Annotated in this window: 13 protein-coding genes; 8 read left to right on the forward strand and 5 right to left on the reverse strand. The window is 61.6% G+C overall.

Annotated elements, in window-relative coordinates; translation table 11 throughout:
• Positions 1-48 precede the first annotated feature (48 nt).
• Genes AC07SI_RS05300 through AC07SI_RS05310 form a run of 3 tightly spaced genes read right to left on the reverse strand, consistent with a single transcriptional unit; the run spans position 49 to position 4,660 of the window.
• Complete coding sequence (locus AC07SI_RS05300; RefSeq protein WP_162946080.1) at positions 49-1,863, reverse strand: thiamine pyrophosphate-binding protein; 1,815 nt, start codon at positions 1,861-1,863, stop codon at positions 49-51.
• Entirely contained in the window at positions 1,856-3,439 is a 1,584-nt protein-coding gene (locus tag AC07SI_RS05305; RefSeq protein WP_495005309.1) for a GMC family oxidoreductase, read from the reverse strand. Before AC07SI_RS05305 ends, AC07SI_RS05300 begins: the two co-directional genes overlap by 8 nt.
• Positions 3,440-4,660: an MFS transporter gene (locus tag AC07SI_RS05310; protein ID WP_240435302.1), complete on the reverse strand. Its 1,221-nt coding sequence runs from the start codon at positions 4,658-4,660 to the stop codon at positions 3,440-3,442. It abuts the gene before it with no gap.
• A 433-nt stretch (positions 4,661-5,093) separates the two neighbouring features.
• On the opposite strand from AC07SI_RS05310, the gene AC07SI_RS05315 reads away from it, so the two are divergent.
• Positions 5,094-5,960 carry a helix-turn-helix transcriptional regulator gene (locus AC07SI_RS05315; protein ID WP_065905153.1) on the forward strand — a complete coding sequence of 289 codons (867 nt, stop codon included), beginning with the start codon at positions 5,094-5,096 and terminating at the stop codon, positions 5,958-5,960.
• Positions 5,961-6,004: 44 nt separating this feature from the next.
• Here AC07SI_RS05315 and hisD read toward each other — a convergent pair whose 3' ends face one another.
• On the reverse strand, positions 6,005-7,288 hold the full coding sequence (gene hisD, locus AC07SI_RS05320) for a histidinol dehydrogenase (RefSeq protein WP_106803998.1): 1,284 nt from the start codon (positions 7,286-7,288) through the stop codon (positions 6,005-6,007).
• A gap of 347 nt (positions 7,289-7,635) precedes the next feature.
• Here hisD and AC07SI_RS05325 point away from each other — a divergent pair, with 347 nt between their 5' ends.
• The 4 genes from AC07SI_RS05325 to AC07SI_RS05340 all read left to right on the forward strand — a co-directional run bounded on the left by AC07SI_RS05325 (position 7,636) and on the right by AC07SI_RS05340 (position 17,805).
• The gene (locus tag AC07SI_RS05325; RefSeq protein ID WP_495005310.1) at positions 7,636-11,556 is read left to right on the forward strand and encodes a hypothetical protein; all 3,921 of its coding nucleotides are present in this window, start codon (positions 7,636-7,638) and stop codon (positions 11,554-11,556) included.
• A gap of 400 nt (positions 11,557-11,956) precedes the next feature.
• The gene (gene mexE, locus AC07SI_RS05330) at positions 11,957-13,198 is read left to right on the forward strand and encodes a multidrug efflux RND transporter periplasmic adaptor subunit MexE (RefSeq protein WP_495005311.1); all 1,242 of its coding nucleotides are present in this window, start codon (positions 11,957-11,959) and stop codon (positions 13,196-13,198) included.
• 15 nt (positions 13,199-13,213) lie between these two features.
• Complete coding sequence (locus AC07SI_RS05335) at positions 13,214-16,393, forward strand: efflux RND transporter permease subunit (RefSeq protein WP_495005312.1); 3,180 nt, start codon at positions 13,214-13,216, stop codon at positions 16,391-16,393.
• The gene (locus AC07SI_RS05340) at positions 16,390-17,805 is read left to right on the forward strand and encodes an efflux transporter outer membrane subunit (RefSeq protein ID WP_120448512.1); all 1,416 of its coding nucleotides are present in this window, start codon (positions 16,390-16,392) and stop codon (positions 17,803-17,805) included. The genes AC07SI_RS05335 and AC07SI_RS05340 overlap by 4 nt, the downstream gene beginning before the upstream one ends.
• 180 nt (positions 17,806-17,985) lie before the next feature.
• Here AC07SI_RS05340 and AC07SI_RS05345 read toward each other — a convergent pair whose 3' ends face one another.
• Positions 17,986-19,002 (reverse strand): AraC family transcriptional regulator, encoded by a 1,017-nt coding sequence (locus AC07SI_RS05345; RefSeq protein WP_495005313.1) that lies wholly within the window; start codon positions 19,000-19,002, stop codon positions 17,986-17,988.
• 168 nt (positions 19,003-19,170) lie between these two features.
• On the opposite strand from AC07SI_RS05345, the gene efeU reads away from it, so the two are divergent.
• From efeU to efeB, 3 genes are read left to right on the forward strand one after another with little or no spacing between them, the layout of a single operon-like run.
• The gene (gene efeU, locus AC07SI_RS05350; RefSeq protein ID WP_106804002.1) at positions 19,171-20,016 is read left to right on the forward strand and encodes an iron uptake transporter permease EfeU; all 846 of its coding nucleotides are present in this window, start codon (positions 19,171-19,173) and stop codon (positions 20,014-20,016) included.
• 10 nt (positions 20,017-20,026) lie between these two features.
• The gene (gene efeO / locus AC07SI_RS05355; protein ID WP_120448510.1) at positions 20,027-21,229 is read left to right on the forward strand and encodes an iron uptake system protein EfeO; all 1,203 of its coding nucleotides are present in this window, start codon (positions 20,027-20,029) and stop codon (positions 21,227-21,229) included.
• A 14-nt stretch (positions 21,230-21,243) separates the two neighbouring features.
• Complete coding sequence (efeB, locus tag AC07SI_RS05360) at positions 21,244-22,548, forward strand: iron uptake transporter deferrochelatase/peroxidase subunit (RefSeq protein WP_495005314.1); 1,305 nt, start codon at positions 21,244-21,246, stop codon at positions 22,546-22,548.
• Positions 22,549-22,559: the final 11 nt, after the last annotated feature.

The raw sequence follows: 22,559 nt of genomic DNA on the forward strand, positions 1-22,559 counted from the left end.
ATAAAGCCCCGCGCTCGTCCATGAGCGCAGGGAGTTGGCATCAGCGCATCAGAAACCGCGGTTCTTCACATACTCGTCGCGGTACTCGCCCAGGTAGTCAGGCACGGTGATGTCCCACCAGCCGGTGGGGTGCATGTTGCTCCAGGGGCGCTCGATCGAGCAGATCGCCTCGATCACGTAGGGCTGATTGGACGCAAGTGCGCGGTCCACCGCGGCGCCGATCTGCAGCGGGTCGGTCACCCGCTCGGCGGCGGCACCCAGCGACTTGGCGAAATCGGCAATGTTGGCCGACCAGGACGCGCCGTCCGGTGTGCGGAAGTCGGTGATGATTTCGCGGTCCTCGCCGAACATGTTCAGTTGCAGGTTGCGGATCGCACCCCAGCCACCGTTGTTGATGATCAGGAAAATCGCCGGTACGCCCATCATCACCGCCGTCGCCAGCTCCTGGCCGGTTTGCAGGAACGCGCCGTCCCCGCAAATGGCAACCACCGGCTGATTCGGCGCGCCCATCTTCGCGCCAATGGCGGCTGGCAGCGCAAACCCGATCCCGGAGAAACCACCCGGCGTGATGTGCTGCTTGGGGCCATACACCGGAAACTCGTTGAACACCTGGTTCTGCGGGTTGCTGGAGTCGGTCACGACAATGGTGTTGCGCGGCAGGATCTTGCGCGCTTCGAACAACACCTGGGACACCGTCATCGGCGACTGATTGCAGGTACGCAGCGGCGCCAGGTGTTCCTCCCACTTGGCCTTCAGGTGCTGCAGGCGCTGGAACATCGGCGAGGTGCTGTAGTCACGCGCCGCCCCGCTGTCACGCAATGCGGCCAGCAGCGCCTGCAGGATCGGCCCGGCATCGCCGACGATGCCGACTTCCACCGGGTAGTTCTTGCCCAGCTCGAAGCCATCGATATCGATCTGGATCAGTTGGGTCTTGTTCGGAATATCGAAGGTCACGCCGGGCCGGTAGGAGGACGTGATTCGATCACTGAAGCGGCAACCGACGGCGAGGATCACATCGGCCTCGCGGGTCATCGCATTGCCGGGGATCGAGCCGAGGTCGCCGCACGGCCAGGCATACAGCGGATGGTCCTCGGGAATCGAGCCTTTGCCCATGAACGAGGTGGTCACCGCGGCGCCCAGGTGTTCGGCGATGGCGACCAGGTCGTCACTGGCGTTCGCGGCGATCACGCCGCCGCCCGCCATGATCACCGGGCGTTCAGCCGACATCAGCAGGTGCACGGCACGCGCGATGTCGGCCGGGTCGCCGTGCAGGCGGCCGTGGCCACGGTGCGTCTGCGGCGCTGGCAACTCGATTTCCGCACATTCGGCCTGCAGATCCTGCGGCAGGTTGATCAAGGTAGGACCACGGCGCCCTTCGAGCATCACGTTGAACGCTTGGGTCATCACCCCGGGCAACTGCGCCACCGTGCCCGGTTGCCACCAGCGCTTCACCACGGGTTCCGCCATGCGCGGGAAGTTATCGCCGTGGGGACGGTCGAGTTCCTGCAGCACGCCTTTGCCCAGCATGTAGGTGTGCACGCCGCCGCTGATCACCAGTTGCGGCAGCGAGTCGGCGAACGCGGTGGCGATCCCCGTCAGGGTATTGGTCGCCCCCGGACCGATGGAGGCGCAGACGGCCGCGATTTGCCCGCTGGAGCGGTAGAAGCCGTCAGCCATGTGTGACGCACCTTGCTCGTGCATGGCCGGCACCAGGGTGATCTCATCCTTGCGGTCGACAAAGGCGTCCAGCAGCGCGGTATTGCCATGCCCCGGGATCCCGAAGACATAGGGCACTTTCTCGCGGATAAGGTACTCGACCACGATTTGCCCACCGGTCATTTTTTTTGTTTTCGTATCAGTCATGCTGCGCTCCTGCTATGGCGTAAAGAGAGAGTGTCGCGGCCTGCTGTTCATCAGGCCGCCGGATAGAGGTGATGCCGAATTCCGTCGCGAGAATATGTTCCGCAGCCCGCAGCGCCTGGGCGGCGATGGTCAAGGCCGGGTTGACCGCGGCGGACGACGGCATGAATGACGCATCGATCACGAACAGGTTCGTGTGGTCATGGCTGCGGCAATAGATGTCCAGGGCCGAGGTCGTCGGGTCGCGACCAAATCGTACGGTGCCGCACTGGTGAGAGGTGGAGTGCTTGAGCAACGGCTTGGTCAATACGATCGGGTACCCGCTGGCACGCAGCAGCGCCACCATCTTCTTGATGAACCGACGGTGGGGGCGCAGGTTGTTGCGGCGGATCGCCATCTGGATCTGGCCGTCCTTGATCAGGATGCGGCTGTCGGGGTCCGGCAGGTCCTCCGAGAAGGCAATCCAGTCCATGCTGTGCTTGGCCATGGTGGCGCCGACCACCTTGGGCATGAACGGCACATTGGCCGAAAGCATCCCGCCCTGGAGTTTGCCGAGCATCTGCGCATGGCCCAGTGGGAAGGGATAATCCGGCGCGCCGAAGTAGAACTCGTTCATCGACACGGTTTTCTGGAACACCGTGTCGTTGGGGCGCGGCGACAACCCCATCAATGCGGTCTGGTTGTGTGCCATGTAGTAACGGCCAACCACGTCCGAGCTGTTCGCGACGCCATTCGGCGCGGCTTCGCACGCCGACCGCAGCAGCAAGGCCGCACTGTTGACGGCGCCACAGGAGACCACGATGAGCCGGGCGGTCAGTACTTCAGTCTGGCCGTCACTTTCCACCACGACCCCGGTCACTTGCTTGCCGTCCTGGCTGAGCAGCAACCGCTTGACCAACGTATTGGTGCGCAGGGTCACATTGCCCGTTGCCAGCGCAGGCTGCACCAGTGCGGTCTCTGCCTCCATTTTTGCCGAAATCCGGCAAGGAAAGCCGTCGCAGGTCTTGCACAGAGTGCAGTGGCCGTCAGCCGAATAATCGACCGCCAACGGCATCGCCGAGGTGCGCGCGCCCGCCGCCCGCATGCCCTTGCACATGTGCTCGACGATAGGCGCCGACGCCACCGCAGGGTACGGATACGGCTTGCTGCGCCACGGCGCCGACGGATCGTCGCGGTCGTCACCGTGCACTTTGAAAATCTGCTCGGCCTGGGTGTAATACGGTTCGAACTCGGCGTAACTGACCGGCCACGCCGGCGACACACCCTCCTCGTGCTGCAGCACCTCGAAATCCCGCTCGCGGTAGCGGATCATCGAGCCGCCATAGAACTTGGTACAGCCGCCGACGTTGTAGTAGATGCTCGGGCGAAACGGCTTGCCTTGGGCATCCAGCCAGGTGTCGTGGGCGGTGTATTTCTTGTCGAAGAACACCGAGGCCACACGCCAGTTGTCCGCTTCCTTCGGCACCCAGTCGCCACGCTCGAGCATCAGCACGGTCACCCCGTGTTCGGCCAGGCGGCGGGCGGTCATGGCGCCGCCGACACCGCTGCCGATCACGATGACTTCAGGAGTGGCTTGCATTTAAATCTTCGCCTCGCTGTTGTTGGCAGCTGCGGATGCAGCTGGATGGGCCGCCGAGGCGCCGGGTTTGACCCGCATCAACAGCGGGCCGAAGATCGCGATCAGGCTCATGAGCACCAGCGGCATGTAGAACAGCGCGCCGATGCCGTAGGTGCTCACCAGGTACGAATAGACCGCCGGGCCACCGAGCATGCCGCCAAACCCGATGCCGTTGACAATGCCGACATTGCGGCCCGAGTTGGCCGGGTCCTTGCGCCCCGCCGCCGACAGCATGAGCGGCGCGATACAGGCGAGCCCGAGCCCCAGCAGGGCAAAGCCGGCCATGCCCATCACCGGGGCGTGGCTCAGGGTTGCCAGGAAGATGCCGACAATCGAGATCGCGCCGCAGCAGAACACCATCGCCGCCGCACCGATACGCTCGGCCAGCCAGTCACCGGTCATGCGCGCGATAAACCCGGCGCCGGTAAAGAAGCTGATGGCCAGGCCAGCGGTCGAGATGGTCATGCCGGTCTCGCGCACCAGGAACTCCTGGCCCCAGTCGCTGACCGAGCTTTCACTGATCATCCCGGCAATCAGCAGCGCGCCGAAAGCCACCATCAGCATCAGCACTTTCCAGTTACGCGCGGTGGGCGCGGCGGCGCTGCGGGTCGGTTCGTGGTTGACCGGCAGCAGCTCGTCCTTGCCGAGCATGAACTGGCTGGTCAGCAGGCTCAGCAGCGCCAGCGAAACCCCGGCCACCGTGAAGGGAATAATCGCGCTGTCGGAAGAAAAGCCGGCGAGGTAGCTGGCCAGGATTCCAAACAGAAAGCCGCCCAACGAAAAGTACGCATGAAACGCCGACATGATGGAGCGTTGATAGAACCGTTCGACCTGCACACCGTGCGCATTCAGGGCGGTATCGACCGACCCGCGCAAGGCGCCCAACAGGCATCCGAACATCAGCGCGAAGGTGTATTGCGAGGCGAACCCCAGGGCGATGAGCGAGAGTGGATAGGCCAGCAAGGTGGTGCGGATCACGGTCCGTGGGCCGAACCGGTCGACGAAATACCCGACGATGAATGCACCGAAGGTGCCGCCGATGGCAATCCCCAGGGCGACCATGCCGAAGTTCAGGTCGCCGAGGCTTCCCTCCATGCCTAAATGGTTTCGAAACGCGCTCACCCCGACCGACCAGGTGTAAAACAGCGCCCCCATGATCATGAAGCCCGCGAACGTGGCCATTCGCGCTTTCTTGATTCTGGGCGTAACCAGGGAGTTGTCGCGTTTGCTCGATAACATGGATCACCTGTCGAGGGGCTGAGGCCCCTTCGTTATTGGAATTAATGGCCGCTGGCCATCAGTATTTAGACAGTGATGTTGCAAGGTGCCCCACGTGGAAGGTCGCTCTTGATGGCTGACATGCACGCGCTCATGGACTGCCGGCGAGCAGGCCACGTGGACGTTTCGAGTATCGAGAGATCGTGCGCGCGGCTCAATTTCGCAGATGGCTGTGGTGTGACGCAGACCGACGCACATGTGCAGCAGCGACAGTCCGGCAAGTGCGTGCTGGACGCTCGGTTGCAGACTATCTAGCATGCTCGGCATGCAGCTCACGCCTGATCCGCTGCCCGAAAAAAAAACTAAAAAAGCCGCTTGCGAGGAGATCCACGCCCCCATGTCAGTTGTAATCGCCCCCTCCCATGGAGAGCGCCATCAAGTGCGCAATGACCTGCAAGGCAACGTGCAGAGAAACCTCGCCACGCTGGTGGAGTCGTGCCGGTCAGTCGCTGACATGTGCCGCAAGATCGATGTGAACCGCCAGCAGTTCAACAAGTACCTGGCCGGCCAGCATGTGCCGTCGCAGAAGATCCTGCAGAAAATCGCGCGGTATTTCATGATGGAAGCCGAGGACCTGTTTCGTCCCCCGGCCGACTTCAAGCAGTTCTACGAAGGGTTTGAAAACGAGCTGCCGATCGGGCTGCGTGCCTCCGCGCAGTTCAATCATTTCCTGCCACTGGCCAAGGCTTCGGCGCACGCGCTGGACGACTACCTGGGCGTGTATTACCGCTACCACAACTCGTCGATCTATAAAGGCCGGATCCTGCGCTCGGTGACGTGCCTCTACCGCGCGGACACGATGGTGCAGTACGTGACCGTCGAGCGCTTCCCATTGCAGGATGGCAGCGGCAAGACCGGCTACTCGTTCACCTATCACGGTTTCTGCCTGTTGCTGGGCGACCGATTGTTCATGGTGGATTTCGAGGGCAAGCAGCGCAACGAAATCACTTTCTCGATCCTCACGCCGCAGCACCGGCGGCCCATACGCTTTCTGCATGGGCTGGTCACCGGGGTGGCGTCATCGTCCTACCGCCAGCCCTTCTCCACCCGGCTGACGTTGAACTATGTGGAAAAAGGCCTGATTCGCAAACGGCACTTGCGCGCGGCGACAGTGCTGCTGCCCGCCGACCTGTCACTGCCGGTGGAGGTGCGCGAGTACATGACGGGAGACAATGCGGCGATTGTCTGGGGTGGGCAGGACTAGAAGCAACGCCGCCCTGCTGCCCATTGCGGGCAGCAGGGCGTGACTCAAGCGGTGGTCTTGTAGCGACGGATGCGGATATCCGCCTGCTCCTTGTGGCCGGCAAACCCTTCCATCGCGCAGAGTCGCGAGCAGTATTCGCCCACCAGCACCGAGGCCTCATCCGTCAGCACGCGCTGGTACGTACAGGTCTTGATGAACTTGCCCACCCACAACCCGCCGGTGTACCGCGCGGCTTTGGTGGTCGGCAGGGTGTGGTTGGTGCCGATGACTTTATCGCCATACGAGACGTTGGTGCGCTCCCCGAGGAAGAGCGCGCCGTAATTGGTCATGTGCTCGAGGAAATACAACGGATCACGGGTCATGACCTGGACATGCTCGGAGGCGATGCGATCGGCCTCCTCCACCAGTTCCTCAACACTGTCACAGAGGATGATTTCACCGTAGTCACGCCAGGCGATGGCAGCCACCCCGGCCGTCGGCAGGACCGCCAGTTGGCGCTCGATCTCGGCTGGAATCGCCTCGGCGAGTGCACGGCAGTTGGTCAGGAACACCGCCGGAGAGTTCACGCCATGCTCTGCTTGCCCCAGCAGGTCGGCGACCACCAGTTCTGCATCCGAGGTTTCGTCAGCGATAACCAGGGTTTCGGTGGGGCCGGCAATCAGGTCGATACCGATCTTGCCGTACAACTGGCGCTTGGCTTCTGCCACATACGCGTTACCGGGGCCCACGACCATGTCGACCGGCGCAAACGTGTCGGTGCCCAAGGCAAGCGCGGCAATGGCCTGCACCCCGCCGAGGCAGTAGATCTCGTCAGCGCCCGCCAGGTGCATCGCCGTGACGATGGCCGGATGCGGGCGGCCATCGAACGGCGGCGCCACGGCCACCACGCGCTTGACGCCCGCGACCTTGGCGGTCAACACACTCATATGCGCCGACGCCAACAGCGGGTATTTGCCGCCGGGGATATAGCAGCCCACCGAGTTCACCGGAATGTTCTTGTGCCCCAGGATCACGCCCGGCAGGGTCTCGACCTCGACATCCACCAGCGCAGCCTTTTGCACCTGCGCAAAGCGGCGCACCTGCTCCTGGGCAAAGGTGATATCGCCGATCTCTTGCGCCGAGAGGCTGGCGACGCAGGCGGCAATTTCCTCATCGGTCAGACGAAAGCTGACCGGGTCCCACTGATCGAACTGCCGGGAATACTCACGGACCGCGGCGTCCCCCTGGCGACCGACGTTGGCAATGATGTCAGCCACCACATCGCGAACCTGGCTCGCGATCTCGGCCTGTGCAGCCACCGGTTTGGCAGTCTTGAGGTATTGAATCATGTCTTGCTCCAGTTTAGGTACGCGTCGTCAGCCAAGCCTCGAAGCACGGGCGTGCTCGACAGATACCTGGCAACTGGAGTCGATTTTCCGGGCTGCACGGCCCTGTCCACAATTTCGCACTGACGGCCCAGGTGACGCACGATGACGCACGACGCCCCCAAGTGGACTACGGCAACAGGCGCGCCTGGGGATGACCGCCTCGCACAGTCCGGCAGGTAGCAATTGATAACATTCCGCTGTCGGAAATTTGGAATCAAACCTCACGGTGACTCACTCACGCTACGAGCCCAGTCGATAAAACCCGCGCTGGGTGACTCTGCCTGAACCAGACCGCGAGATAACACTGCATGAGCCTATCAGCGACCGTCACCCAGCCGACTGTCACGCCAGCACGCCCTCTTCCGCCAACAACCGCCATCCCCCCTCTCCCGACAGCCGGCACCGGCAACGCGGCACACACCGCCGATCAAGCCCCGGACGCCCGCCCCGAAGCCAAGGGCGACAAAGACCTCGCGCTGTTATTTGCCACGGCCGCGCAGAACATCGCCCGGAACGGGCCTTCATTTGACGGTACGGACACTATCAACGGCATACCGCCGCAATCGACATTCGGCCAGTGGTGGGGCCACCTGCACAAACTGCTTGAAAACCCCCAGTTCGTGGAATGGGCGAGCGCCAAACATATTGATCTGTCCAAGCCGCTGTCGATCAGTTCCTTCGGCCATCTCACCGCGACTGCCAGTGGCCGTCGCGAGACGTTCAGGGCCGCGGATAAAGACCCGTTATGGGACACGCTCGTTGCCCCCGTGCTGCGCGCGGCAGGCGTTGTGGCGGCAGGCAACAACCCCTTGATCGTCACCCCCGGCAGTCACTCATCCGCGCCTCTGTTTGTCGTGGCGAATTTCTATGGAGAAGACGCCAATGGCAATGCGGCGCGAGCCAATGAGTTGGCGCAGACCCAAGTGTTCCGGAAAAACGCGGCTAACGATCCAGACAGTCAAATGGCACCTGCAGCCGACCTGGGCATACTTGACGACGAAAAAACTGCGCGAGGTGATCTCGCCGATATGCATGGGTTGTCCGCCAAATTGACGCACCTGGTGAACAGTGGGTCTCGCCAGGTCGAAGAGGCCTTGAAGAACACCACGATGGCGGTGGATCCCGACTCGTCGTTCAGCCAGCAGAGACAATTGGGTGACACCACGGCGCCGACCCTCGAGCAGTTTATGCTTGCGAACAATTGGATCCTGCCAAAAACCGTGGCAGAACTCGAGAACGTCAGGAACGTCATCAGCAGCGCACCGCTGCCGGTCTCGAAACTCGGCAGCCTCGGCGGAGCCTTGTCCTGGCCCGTGCCGCTGGAGAATTACGAACAAAAAACCGTCTACAGCCACTTCAACTACAACCTTAACCTGCCGACCCTGAGCAACGATGGGACGTCACGTCCGGATCGACGCGGTGCGCTGGGCTACCTGGCGAAAAACATGCAATTTTCCACCAGCGAATTGCGTAATCCTCTGCAAGTCATAGAAAAAATAGTCAATACGCCCAAGGCCCGCGAACTCGAATCCGCCCTGAAGGCCAAGATGGGCGACACCTGGAAAACCAGCACCCCCCATGACTGGGTCCTGACCGCCATTGCGACCACCCTGGACAAGGAAAGCCTGTTTCATCCAAAGCCAAACCATGTGGCGGGATACAACCTGGCAGACGACCGTTTCAGTGGAACGCCCCTGGTGACGATCAAACAGGGCCTCGCCGACCATCTCGTCCAGCTCAACCGGGTATCGCCCGAGTTGGCACCCGTGGCCGCGCACCTGCTGCTGGCGCGGGCGGCGCCGGAGCTGCTGGTCCAGAACATTCCCAATGACGTGAGTTACGGCTCGACTGCCTGGGTCGCGTTCAAGGCCGCGGTGGCGCGCATTGAAACCTACAGCCCTGGCGCCACCGCAGATATGACTTTTGCCCAGGTGTTTGCGCAGGATGCCAAGGACCCGATTACCGATTTCGGCCAAGCCATACAGGAGGGGACATCCCGCCTGGCGTTGATCGAATGGGGAAAACTGCACGGTACGCTCCCGCCCCGGGAGGACGGCGACTATCCGCAAGCGCAGATCGATCAGACGAAACAAGCATTCAAGGACAAAACGTCGACGCTGGAAACAACCCTCGGATACCTTGCCGCCAAGGTGCCGACCCAACGAGAGCTTGCCTTGGAGGCGCTGAAGAAAAAATTCGGTGTCGAATTGCCTTACGAACTCAAGTGTTTCCGGGATAACGGGCCTGCAGGGCGAGCCCACGGTGCTCACGCCTATCTCACCCCAATCAGATACTCATTGGTGGATTTCTATCTTTCAAATCCTGAGTCAAATGTCTTTTCACGCTGGATTTCCGAAGACCGCCGGTTCCCCACCAGCATGCTCACTCAACTGGCAGACCGACCCGACCCAATACTCGAGCATAAAAACAAGTTTACTGCCTACAAAAACAACCTCATCGGCGCACACGCCACCGTTATAAAAAACCAGATATCCAGGCTGCCCCTGGAAGATCGAAAAAATCTCGAGTTCGGGAAAATTCGAGTGTTCGTCGAAGGCCAAGTCAGTAAGACAACGGTGTTCACTCGCGCAGGCAGACAAGAAGATGAAGATCTCACGCCGGCGCAACCCATGGACAACCGCAGGCTGATTGTCCATACCCTGCGTGACGGCAACCCGGAATTCTATGAAATGTCATCGCAGAAAGGCCAAATAACCAAGCGCGACGACCTGAAAGAAAACTTCAAGGAAGGCCTTCAAGGCGAATGGGTCGAAACCCCCACTGATGTTGGCCAAGCCTGGGAAAGCTCGGCGATCCAAGAGCTGACCCCTTCGAAGGATCAAGCCGCCAGGCAAGCAGCCAGCCCATTACCCGTCACCATCCCGGCGTCCTTCACCAGCGCGCGCAGCAACTATATTGCCGAGCGGGTTTCCAGCCATTCCCTCCCCTCCTTCAGCTTCGATAAGCTGTTCGAGTTGACCAAGACAACCAGCACATTCGAGGACGAGGCGGCCAAGGACAAGGCCAGGCTCAAATTCATCACTGGCCTGGCACCCGGTGGATCCGCCGCCATGAACCTTGTCAACGGTGATTGGCTGGCCGCGCTTAGCGATGTGATATTCGATGGTGTCATGTACATGACAGGTGCGGCATTCGGCAAAGGCGCGGGGGCGCTGCGTGGGGCAGGACGAAGTGTGCCGGCCGGGGCTGCCCGAGGGGTTGGACGGGCCGGAGCGGCAAGCAGGCCATTTGGTCGCGGTGTACTGGGGAAGGCACCCGGCCTGCCAGCCAGCCAAGTGCCAAATGCCGCAACCGGAAAATTCCCCACTCTGCGCAAGTTGCAACAAAGCGGGATGAACAATGCGCAGTTCAATGAGTTCGTCAAAAGAGCGGATATTGCTGAAGGTACCTATAAAGTCGGCACGCGCACTGAACGGATCAAAACGACTGCCATACAGGATGAGAAAACCGGTGATTGGTTTCACTACGACGCTGCCAGGAACCGTGCCTACGGGGCAAAGATAGAGCACTTCGCCGCTCAGGCAAATGACCCGGTCTCGGCCACCGCTTCCGCGTCTGCGTCCCCGGGCAATAACTTCCAGAAAAGCCTGGCCAAAGACAAAGCCATTAAGCCGAATCACATGCAAGACCTCAAAATGATCGCCAACGAAGTGCATACCTATGTTGACAACTACAAGGGTCCGCAGCGTCTTAACATCGTGGCCCACGGGCATGGGCGCGATTTCGTTGACAAGTTGCTGAGACAAGGCACCCATGTGGTTATCGACCAAACGCACTACTCCGCTAAAGAGTTGGTTGCGTTATTAAAAAGCAAGGGTGTTGACCCCTCGAGTTACGACAACATCAGGTTGTTGATTTGCCACTCCGGTGAGGGCGGAAGTCATTCGTTTGCTCGATTGCTGCAGCAAGAGACCAAGCGCCCCGTCAAGGCTTTCGAGGGCACGGTGACCATGAACTATGGTTCCACCTATATGACCCAGAGGCGAAACGAGCTGGCAATCGGCCGTCAAGATAAGTTACCTGGCCTTTCTGCCGAAGGTGCCGAAAGATGGGCGAACGATAAGCTCAAAAATGACCTGATTAACAAGATCACCCCAAAAGTCACCAAAACGCATGGCGTGAAGCAAGAGTTAAATGTGGCAGGTTTAGGCGAAGAGCCACGCTACGTGACCAAGACAATTTCCTACAAGCCGGTGTATTTCCAATAGGGCCAGCCGCTCACTCGGGCGATTCATCACCCGCTGCTATGCCCGCTCCCGGCATACTCGGCGGGTTTGGCGTCGATCAATCTGGTGCCACTCGACTTCCAATGGGCATCACAGGCCTATTCGCCCAGCCGCTGTGGGGCCACCTATTTAGCGCTTCCATGCGCACGCTGCACGGAACACCGAGACCTAAACCCCCCCTGGAAATCCTGAGTTGCACCGCACGCAATAGTGTTTTGTCATCAAGCCCATTGATAGCCCCCTAACGAAACCCCCATGCTAGAGGGCTAATCTCGCGCTTATATCATTCCGAATGATAGTTACCTTTGCTTCATTCGATTCGTGACATAGCACAGCGCCGCGCATGATCCGCCCATCTCAAATACATTGGCGGATGCACCTCATGGAACAGTCACTCAAACATTTGCGCTTTCCCCTGGCGATTTTGGCCGTGGTGGTGATGAGCGCATGCGGCAAGACCCCGGAACAAGCGGCCGCCATGCCAGCTGCAAAAGTCAGCGTGGCGAAGGTGCTGGAGCAACCGGTCAACGAGTGGGACGAATTCACCGGTCGCCTGGAAGCACCGGAAACCGTGCAGATTCGTCCACGCGTCTCGGGCCAGATCGATCAGGTGGCCTTCATCGAAGGCGCCCTGGTGAAGAAAGGCGACCTGCTGTTCCAGATCGACCCGCGCCCGTTCCAGGCTGAAGTGCGCCGCCTCGAAGCCCAGCTGGCCCAAACCAAAGCCGCCGCCTCGCGCAGCGACAATGAAGCCCAGCGCGGCGAACGCCTGCGCCAGAGCAATGCGATCTCCGCCGAACTGGCCGACTCGCGCACCACCGCCGCCCAGGAATCGCGCGCCGCCGTCGCCGGGATCCAGGCGCAGTTGGACCTGGCCAAGCTGAACCTGAGCTTCACCCGCGTGACCTCGCCGATCAGCGGCCGCGTCAGCCGTGCCGAAATCACCGCCGGCAACCTGGTGACCGCCGACGTCACCGCGCTCACCAGCGTGGTCTCCACCGACAAGGTCTATGCCTACTTCGACGCCGATGAGCGCGTATTCCTCAAGTACACCGAGCTGGCTCGCCAAGGCCGCCGTGGTGCTACCACCCCTGTCTACCTGGGCCTGTCCAACGAATCCGGCAACCCGCACCTGGGCCAGATGAACTTCGTCGACAACCAGGTCAACCCGGCCACCGGCACCATCCGGGGTCGCGCCGTGTTCGACAACAGCAAGGGCGAATACACCCCTGGCCTGTATGCGCGCCTGAAACTGGTCGGCAGCGGCACCTACTCCGCCGTGCTGATCAACGACGAGGCCGTGGGCACTGACCTGGGCAAGAAGTTCGTGCTGGTGATGGACGGCGACAAGCCGGCGTATCGCTCGGTGGAACTGGGGCCGAAGATTGAAGGTTTGCGCATCGTACGCAGCGGCCTGAACAAGGACGACACCATTATTGTCAAGGGCCTGCAGCGCGTGCGCCCTGGGTCGCCGGTCGCTCCGGAAACCATCCCGATGGCCAGCAAGGAAACCCTCGCGGCCTTGGCACAACAACGACAAGCGCTTGAAGCCAGCAACCTGGAGCAAGTGGCGCCGGAAAAAACCGCGCCCAAGCTCGCAGCCGTTGCGACTCCACGCGGTTAAGGGATACGACTCAAGATGAATTTTTCCAAGTTCTTCATTTCGCGGCCGATCTTCGCAGCGGTGCTCTCGCTGTTGATCCTGATCGCCGGCGCGATCTCGCTGTTCCAATTGCCGATCAGCGAATACCCCGAAGTCGTGCCGCCGACCGTGGTGGTGCGCGCCAACTTCCCGGGCGCCAACCCCAAAGTCATCGGTGAAACCGTGGCCGCTCCGCTCGAGCAAGCCATCACCGGCGTCGAGAACATGCTGTACATGTCCTCGCAGTCGACCGCCGACGGCAAGCTGACCCTGACCATCACCTTCGCCCTGGGCACCGACCTGGACAACGCGCAGGTGCAGGTACAGAACCGGGTGACGCGGACCCAGCCGAAACTGCCTGAGGAAGTGACGCGCATCGGTATTACCGTGGACAAGGCCTCTCCCGACCTGACCATGGTGGTGCACATCACCTCCCCGGACCAACGCTACAACATGCTCTACCTGTCCAACTACGCCATCCTCAATATCAAGGATGAGTTGGCACGCCTGGGCGGCGTGGGTGATGTGCAGTTGTTCGGCATGGGCGATTACTCCCTGCGTGTGTGGCTGGACCCGAACAAGACCGCCTCGCGCAACCTGACCGCCACCGATGTGGTGACGGCCATTCGTGAACAGAACCGCCAGGTGGCCGCCGGTGCATTGGGCGCGCAGCCTGCACCGAATGACACCAGCTTCCAACTCTCGGTCAACACCCAGGGCCGCCTGGTCACTGAGGAAGAGTTCGAGAATATCGTCATCCGTGCCGGTGCCAACGGCGAAATCACCCGTCTGAAAGACATCGCGCGGGTGGAGTTAGGCTCCAGCCAATACGCCCTTCGCTCGTTGATCGATAACCAGCCGGCCGTGGCGATTCCGATCTTCCAGCGCCCTGGCTCCAACGCCATCGACATCTCCAATGAAGTGCGGGCGAAGATGGCGGAGCTCAAGCAGAGCTTCCCGGAAGGCATGGATTACCGCATCGCCTATGACCCGACCGTCTTCGTGCGCGGCTCCATCGAGGCAGTGGTCCACACCTTGTTCGAAGCACTGATCCTGGTGGTGCTGGTGGTGATCCTGTTCCTGCAGACCTGGCGCGCCTCGATCATTCCATTAGTGGCGGTGCCGGTATCGTTGATCGGTACGTTTGCGGTGATGCACCTGTTCGGCTTCTCACTCAACGCGCTGTCACTGTTCGGCCTGGTATTGGCCATCGGTATCGTGGTGGACGACGCCATCGTGGTGGTGGAGAACGTCGAGCGGAACATCGAATTGGGACTCGAACCGTTCCCGGCCACTGAAAAGGCCATGAGCGAAGTGACCGGCCCGATCATCGCCACCGCGTTGGTACTGTGTGCGGTGTTCGTTCCAGCGGCCTTCATCAGCGGCTTGACCGGACAGTTCTATAAGCAGTTCGCCTTGACCATTGCTATCTCGACGGTGATTTCGGCGTTCAACTCGCTGACCCTGTCGCCCGCGCTGGCAGCGGTATTGCTTAAAGGTCACGACGCACCGAAGGACCGCTTCTCCAAGTTCCTCGACAAGTTGCTCGGCGGCTGGTTGTTCAAACCGTTCAACCGCTTCTTCGACAAGGCCAGCCATGGTTACGTCGGCACCGTGCGCCGGGTGATTCGCGGCAGCGGCATTGCGCTGTTCCTGTACGCCGGCCTGATGGTGCTGACCTGGTTGGGCTTCGCCCACACGCCGACCGGTTTCGTTCCGGCCCAGGATAAGCAATACCTGGTGGCCTTCGCGCAATTGCCGGACGCCGCGAGCCTGGACCGCACCGAAGACGTGATCAAGCGCATGTCTGACATCGCCATGAAACAGCCCGGCGTGGAAAGCGCTATCGCCTTCCCCGGCCTGTCGATCAACGGTTTCACCAACAGCCCGAACAACGGCATCGTGTTCGTGACCTTGAAGCCATTCGAGGAGCGTAAAGACCCGAGCCTGTCCGCAGGTGCGATTGCCGGTGCACTGAACGGCAAATACGGCAGTATCGAAGAAGCCTACATGGCGATCTTCCCGCCGCCGCCGGTACAGGGCCTTGGGACGATTGGCGGCTTCCGCCTGCAGGTCGAAGACCGTGGCAACCTGGGTTATGACGAGCTGTACAAAGAAGTGCAGAACATCATCACCAAGAGCCGTGGCGTACCTGAGTTGTTCGGCCTGTTCACCAGCTATACGGTCAACGTGCCGCAGGTCGATGCTGCCATCGACCGTGAAAAGGCCAAGACCCACGGCGTGGCGATCAGCGACATCTTCGACACCCTGCAGATCTACCTGGGTTCGTTGTATGCCAACGACTTCAACCGCTTCGGCCGTACTTACCAGGTCAACGTGCAGGCTGAGCAGCAGTTCCGCCAGGATGAAGACCAGATCGGCCAGCTGAAAGTGCGTAACAACAAAGGCGAGATGATCCCGCTGGCGACCTTTATCAAGGTCAGCGACACCTCGGGCCCGGACCGCGTGATGCACTACAACGGCTTCATCACTGCAGAAATCAACGGCAACGCCGCACCGGGCTACAGCTCCGGCCAGGCCCAGGCAGCGATTGAAAAACTGTTGAAGGATGAACTGCCCAACGGCATGACCTACGAGTGGACCGACCTGACGTATCAGCAAATCCTCTCGGGCAACACCGCGCTGTTCGTGTTCCCGCTCTGCGTACTGCTGGCGTTCCTGGTACTGGCCGCTCAATACGAAAGCTGGAGCCTGCCGTTGGCGGTGATCCTGATCGTACCGATGACGCTGCTGTCGGCCATCACCGGGGTGATTATCTCGGGCGGCGACAACAACATCTTCACCCAGATCGGCCTGATCGTACTGGTGGGCCTGGCGTGTAAGAACGCGATTCTGATCGTCGAGTTTGCCAAGGATAAACAGGCCGAGGGTCTCGACCCACTGGCGGCGGTACTCGAAGCGTGCCGTCTGCGTCTGCGGCCGATCCTGATGACCTCGTTCGCCTTCATCATGGGTGTAGTGCCCCTGGTGTTGTCCAGCGGCGCCGGTGCCGAGATGCGTCATGCCATGGGTGTGGCGGTGTTCTCCGGGATGATCGGGGTGACCTTCTTCGGTCTGTTGCTGACGCCAGTGTTCTACGTACTGATCCGACGTTATGTGGAGCGCCAGGACGCGCGCAAAGCGGCCAAGGCCTTGAAGCTGGAGACACAGCAATGAGCGTGAAAATATTCCTGCCGAGCCTCCTGGTACTGGCGCTTGCCGCCTGTGCCGTGGGCCCGGACTACAAGACCCAGACCCCGGAGGCGGCCAATATCACCGCCGCCGTGGACGCCAAGAACTACGACCACGCCAAGTTCGAAGGCATCTGGTGGCAGCAATTCGAAGACCCGACCCTCAACCAGTTGGTGACTCAGTCGCTGCAAGGTAACCGTGACCTGCGCGTCGCCTTTGCCCGCCTGCGTGCTGCCCGTGCGATTCGCGATGACGCCAGCAACGACGCCATGCCGGTAATTACCAGCCGCGCCAGCAGTGACCTGGGCAAAGGGCAGATCCCTGGCCAGACCACCAAGCGCGTCAACAGCGAGCGTTACGACCTGGGCCTGGACATGGCCTGGGAACTGGACCTGTTCGGTCGCATCCAGCGCAACCTGGAAGCCACCGACGCCGACCAGCAGGCTGCCGAAGCCGACCTGTACCAACTGCAAGTCACCATGATTGCCGAACTGGTGGACGCCTACGGTCAACTGCGCGGCGCACAATTGCGTGAACGCATTGCCCTGGACAACCTGAAGAACCAGCAGGATTCGCGCACCATCACCGTCAGCCTGCGCGATGCCGGGGTCGGCGACCAACTCGACGTCGAGCGTGCCGACGCACGCCTCGCGGCGGTGGAAGCCAGCGTGCCGCAATTGCAGGCCGAACAAGTGCGCGAGCGCAACCGCATCGCCACCCTCCTCGGCCAGCGCCCCGACAAGCTCACCGTCGACCTGAGCCCCAAAGACCTGCCGGCGATTGCCAAGGCGTTGCCGATCGGCGACCCGGGGCAACTGCTACAACGGCGCCCGGACATCCTCAGCGCCGAACGCAAACTGGCCGCCGCCACCGCGCGTATCGGCGTGGCCAAGGCCGACCTGTTCCCACGGGTCAGCCTCAGCGGTTTCCTCGGCTTTACCGCCGGGCGGGGTTCGCAGATCGGCTCATCGGCCGCCAACGCCTGGGCCCTTGGCCCGAGCATCACCTGGGCCGCATTTGACCTGGGCAGCGTGCGCGCACGTTTGCGCGGTGCCGATGCACAGGCCGATGGCGCCCTGGCGACCTACGAGCAGCAAGTCCTGCTCGCACTGGAAGAGTCCGAAAACGCCTTCAGCGACTACGGCAAACGCCAGCAACGCCTGGTCTCGCTGATCCGTCAAAGCGAATCCAGCCGCGCCGCCGCCGACCTCGCGGCAATCCGCTACCGCGAAGGCACCGTGGACTTCCTGGTGCTGCTCGACGCACAACGCGAACGCCTGGCCGCCGAAGACTCCCAGGCCCAGGCCGAAGTAGACCTGTATCGCGGCATCGTGGCGATCTACAAAGCATTGGGTGGTGGCTGGCAGCCGGATACGGTGGTAGCAACCGCCAAGTAATTTAAGCGCTCCTTTGGTTGGTCGCATCCAGCCAATTTTTAGCCCCGTGGTCCATTCGGTCACGGGGCTTTTTTTGTTTGGAGGGTCCTGGAATGTTGCACACTTGAATCGTCCTGGGCTGGCTGTTGAAACGTGGCGCACGAATTCCACCCTTCCAAGCGTCAGCGCAAAGCTGATGCCTTACGTAGCCTCATTCAAAATCAAACTCCGATAATGCCCCGGATTCGATCCGCTCCATTTACGAAACGCCTTGTAAAACGAACTGGTATCGGCAAACCCCAACCGCTCGGCAATCTGCGCGAAGCTGATCTGCGGTTCTGCCAGCCAGACAATCGCCAGCTCTTTGCGCACGCTGTCCTTGAGGCCTTGGTAGGTCTGCCCCTCTTCCGCCAGGCGCCGGCGCAGGGTTGATGCAGAGATACACAGGCTGGTAGCGAGGCCCTCGGTTTCCGGCCAGGTGTGGGGGGGCATTCGGCGCAGGTCGTGCTTGATGCGGTTGGCCAGGCTGTCGGGGTCGCGGTATTTGACCAGGATGTTGGCCGGCGCATGGGCCAGGAAGCGTTTGAGTTCCTCTGCGCTGCGCTTGATTGGCAGGTCCAGGCAGTCGGCCGAAAAGATCATGCGGGTGCGTGGCCGATCAAACCGTAGGTTGTCGGAAAACATCACCTGATAGTCATCGCAGAAATCCGGCCGGGGGCAGCGCAGTTCGATGGCCAGGATCGGGATGCGTCGCCCTGCCAGCCAACAGGCCACGCCATGGACTATCATCCAGTAGGTGAAGTAGGTAAACGCCCGCTTGGGCTCGACCTCAGGCTCCAACAGCACGATCTCGGCCAGGCTTTGCTGACGCACCAACTGGGCGGGCAGTTGCTCGAACATCAAGGATAAAAACCCCAGTCCGGTTTCCAGGCTGGCGTCCAGGCTCGTTTGCGCCATGGCTGCGCGACACAGGAACGCCAGGCTGCCGGATTTGAGCTTGCGTGGGTCCATGCCGAAGAACTCATCGTCCAGGCGCCGCGCCAGCAGGCGCCACAAACGTGCGTAGGTGGTGGCCGACACCCGTGCAGCGGGCTGGTCGAGCAGTGCCGGGTCGATGCCGACTTTGTTCAGCACTTCAACGCTGGCCGCACCCGGCGCGCAGCTCTGCAACAAGGCTTCGCGCACGAGGTGGATGGAAATGGTGTCTTTTTCCGACATGGGAGGTTGGGCAATCCGATCGCGCACAAGATGGCCTGCATCATAAGGGCGGTTGCGCTTCGCCACCACCGTTCAGCCGCTGTTCAGCAAACGTCAATATTCCTTGTTTAGTAATGAGTATCATTATGTTACAACTTAGCATCCTATCTAGTTATGATGCGGTGCCGAATGCTTGTTCCTTTTCTCATCATGCTGCGCGAAGGCATTGAAGCCGCGCTGATCGTCGGCATCATCGCCAGTTACCTGCAGCAGACCGGCCGCGGCCAGTGGATGCCCGCCGTCTGGATCGGCGTCTTCCTCGCCGCCGCGCTCGCGTTGCTGGTGGGTGGTGGCCTGGAACTGGTCAGCGCCGAATTCCCGCAAAAACAGCAGGAATTGTTCGAAGGCATCGTCGGCCTGGTCGCCGTGGGCATCCTCAGCTCCATGGTGTTCTGGATGCGCAAGGTCGCGCGCTCGATCAAGCACGCCCTGCATGAATCTCTCGATCACGCGCTGGCCGGCTCCAAGCACCAGGTCACGGCGCTGATCCTGATGGTGTTTTTTGCCGTGGCCCGTGAAGGCCTGGAAACCGTGTTTTTCCTGCTGGCGGTGTTCCAGCAGAGCGAGGGCCCGGGCGCTCCGATTGGCGCCCTGCTCGGCCTGATCCTGGCGATTGTCGTCGGCTTCCTGATCTACTCCGGCAGCATGCGCCTGAACCTCGGCGCGTTCTTCCGCTGGACCGGCCTGTTCATCCTGGTGGTGGCTGCCGGCATCCTGGCCAACTCGGTGCAGGCCCTGCACGAAGCCGGCGTGTGGAACCACTGGCAGACCGTCTTGTTCGATTTCAGCGCCGTGCTGCCGATGGACAGCCCGCTGGGCTCGGTGCTGGCCGGGATGTTCGGCTATCAGGAAGCACCGACTATCAGCACACTGGGCGCCTACCTGATTTACCTGGTAGTGGCCCTGGTGATGTTCTTCCTGCCTGCGGCACCGGCCAAGCCTGCCGCCACCTCCTCTTCCGTTTCCAGCCATTAAGGACCGTCTTTTGTCCAACCCAACTCCTCAACCGGCTTCGCCACCCCGCGCCTTGCGCTGGGCCGTGGCGGGCTCGGTGGTCGTGATGATCGCCGCCGGCGGCCTGTTCTATTACGCCTCGCAGCTGGCTGCCAGCAAGCGCCAGGCCAACCACAATGAAATCGCCGTGACCATTCATGGCCACGCCTGCGAGCCGAACGAGCTGACCGTACCGGCTGGCCGTGCGAGCTTTCGCATCATCAACCGCTCGGACCGGGCGGTGGAATGGGAAATCCTCGACGGCGTGCTGGTGGTCGAAGAGCGCGAAAACATTGCGCCGGGCCTGAGCCAGGTGATCAACGCCAACCTGTTGCCCGGCGATTACGCGATTACCTGCGGCTTGCTGAGCAACCCGCGCGGCACCTTGCATGTGACGCCAACGGCGGAGTCCGATGCCCAGGCCAAGGCCAAGCCGTCGATGGTGGCGTTTATCGGCCCGCTGTCGGAGTTTCGCGTGTACCTGAGCAGCCAGGGCAGCGCGCTGGTCAAGGCGGTGACCGCCCTGCAGCAGGCAATCGACGCCGGTGACCTGGCCCAGGCGCAGGCCCTGTATGTGCCGGCCCGCGAGGCTTATCAACGGTTGGCGCCGGCGTCACAGCGCCTGGCCGAGTTGGACAACGCCATCAACGCGCGTGCCGATTACTTCGAAAAGCGCGAACAGGACCCGGCCTTCAGCGGCTTCCACCGCCTCGAATACAGCCTGTTCCAGCAACGCACCGTCGAGGGCCTGGCCCCGGTTGCGCAGCGCCTGCTGACCGACGTTACTACGCTCAAGCAGCAGTTGCTGGCCCAGTCGCTGCCGCCGGAGCAACTGGTGGGCATCGTGGTGCGCAACCTCAACAGCCTCGCCGACGTGCGCGCCCTCAGCGGTGAGGAAGAGCGCTACAGCCATATCGACCTGAATGGCTTTGCCGCCAACCTCGAAGCCGCGCACAAAGTGGTCGAGCTGATGCGTCCGCTATTGACCAAATCCGCCGCTGACCTGCTGCCGAAAGTCGACAGCGCCCTCGCCGCCTTCGATGCCGAGTTGCAAGGCTTGAAGGTCGACAAAAGCTACGCGACGTATGACAGCGTCACCGCCGATCAGCGCAAGCAGATCGCCGACAAGGCCAAGGCTCTGGCCGCTGCACTCGATGGAATTGACCCAGCCCTTGGCCTCTCCGGCCTGCAGTGAAGACGACCGTACCCATGAGTGATTCAGAACAATTTTCCGTACAGCGCCGCCGTGTCCTGCTGGGCATGGCCGCGACCGGTGCCGCGATTGCCGGCAGTACCCTGACCTGCCCGGCCATGGCGGCCGCCGCCGAGCAAGTCACCACCGCACCGCGCAGTGACAAGACCCAGGACCACCACGATTATTTCGGCAAGCACCAGAGCGGCATCGTCACCCCGCGCCCGGCCTGCGGGATGCTGGTGGCATTCGATGTATTGGCCAGCGACCGCGAGGACCTGGAGCGCCTGTTCCGCACCTTGAACGAGCGCATCAGCTTCCTGATGACCGGCGGCACTGTGCCGCAAGTCGATCCGAAGTTGCCGCCCACCGATTCCGGGATTCTCGGCCCGGTGGTCACCCCGGACAACCTGACCATCACCGTGTCCGTTGGCGAATCGCTGTTCGATGAGCGCTTTGGCCTCACCGCCGCCAAACCCAAGCGCCTGAGCCGCATGGTCGGTTTCCCCAACGATGCGCTGGAACCGGCGCAGTGCCATGGCGACCTGAGCCTGCAGTTCAGCTCGAACACCCCGGACACCAATATCCACGCCCTGCGCGACATCGTGAAGAACCTGCCCGACCTGCTGCTGGTGCGCTGGAAGCAAGAAGGCAGCGTGCCGCCCCAGGCACCGAGCAAACCCGGAGAGCCGGCGCAGAGCGCGCGCAATTTCCTCGGTTTCCGTGACGGCTCGGCCAACCCGAACTCCAACGACGACACGGCGATGAACCAGATCGTCTGGGTGCAGCCCGGCAGCGACGAACCCGCCTGGGCCGTGAATGGCAGCTACCAGGCCGTGCGCATCATCCGCAATTTCGTCGAACGCTGGGACCGCACGCCGCTGCAGGAGCAGGAAAGCATCATCGGCCGCGTCAAGACCACGGGCGCGCCCATGGACGGCCATCAGGAAACCCAGGTGCCGGACTACAGCAAGGACCCCGAAGGCAAGTTGACCAAGCTCGATGCCCACATCCGCCTGGCCAACCCGCGCACCCCGCAGACTCAGGCCAACCTGATCCTGCGTCGGCCGTTCAACTACTCCAACGGCGTGAATAAAAACGGTCAGCTGGACATGGGGCTGCTGTTCATCTGCTACCAGGCTGATCTGGAGAAAGGTTTTATCAGTGTGCAAACCCGGCTCAACGGCGAGCCCCTGGAGGAGTACCTCAAGCCGGTCGGCGGCGGGTATTTCTTCACCTTGCCAGGCGTCACCGGGCCCAAGGATTTCATTGGGCGCACGCTGCTCGCTGCAACGCATCCTCAAACCACTGCCAACACCTAAAACAAACCCAG

The organism is Pseudomonas sp. GW821-FHT05D12, assembly GCF_059419825.1.

What these genes read in the sequence shown, in the direction of transcription:
- AC07SI_RS05300 (WP_162946080.1), bottom strand. Translation starts at nt 1,863, where the DNA reads ATGACTGATACGAAAACAAAAAAAATGACCGGTGGGCAAATCGTGGTC.
- AC07SI_RS05305 (WP_495005309.1), bottom strand. Translation starts at nt 3,439, where the DNA reads ATGCAAGCCACTCCTGAAGTCATCGTGATCGGCAGCGGTGTCGGCGGC.
- AC07SI_RS05310 (WP_240435302.1), bottom strand. Translation starts at nt 4,660, where the DNA reads ATGGCCACGTTCGCGGGCTTCATGATCATGGGGGCGCTGTTTTACACC.
- AC07SI_RS05315 (WP_065905153.1), top strand. Translation starts at nt 5,094, where the DNA reads ATGTCAGTTGTAATCGCCCCCTCCCATGGAGAGCGCCATCAAGTGCGC.
- hisD (WP_106803998.1), bottom strand. Translation starts at nt 7,288, where the DNA reads ATGATTCAATACCTCAAGACTGCCAAACCGGTGGCTGCACAGGCCGAG.
- AC07SI_RS05325 (WP_495005310.1), top strand. Translation starts at nt 7,636, where the DNA reads ATGAGCCTATCAGCGACCGTCACCCAGCCGACTGTCACGCCAGCACGC.
- mexE (WP_495005311.1), top strand. Translation starts at nt 11,957, where the DNA reads ATGGAACAGTCACTCAAACATTTGCGCTTTCCCCTGGCGATTTTGGCC.
- AC07SI_RS05335 (WP_495005312.1), top strand. Translation starts at nt 13,214, where the DNA reads ATGAATTTTTCCAAGTTCTTCATTTCGCGGCCGATCTTCGCAGCGGTG.
- AC07SI_RS05340 (WP_120448512.1), top strand. Translation starts at nt 16,390, where the DNA reads ATGAGCGTGAAAATATTCCTGCCGAGCCTCCTGGTACTGGCGCTTGCC.
- AC07SI_RS05345 (WP_495005313.1), bottom strand. Translation starts at nt 19,002, where the DNA reads ATGTCGGAAAAAGACACCATTTCCATCCACCTCGTGCGCGAAGCCTTG.
- efeU (WP_106804002.1), top strand. Translation starts at nt 19,171, where the DNA reads ATGCTTGTTCCTTTTCTCATCATGCTGCGCGAAGGCATTGAAGCCGCG.
- efeB (WP_495005314.1), top strand. Translation starts at nt 21,244, where the DNA reads ATGAGTGATTCAGAACAATTTTCCGTACAGCGCCGCCGTGTCCTGCTG.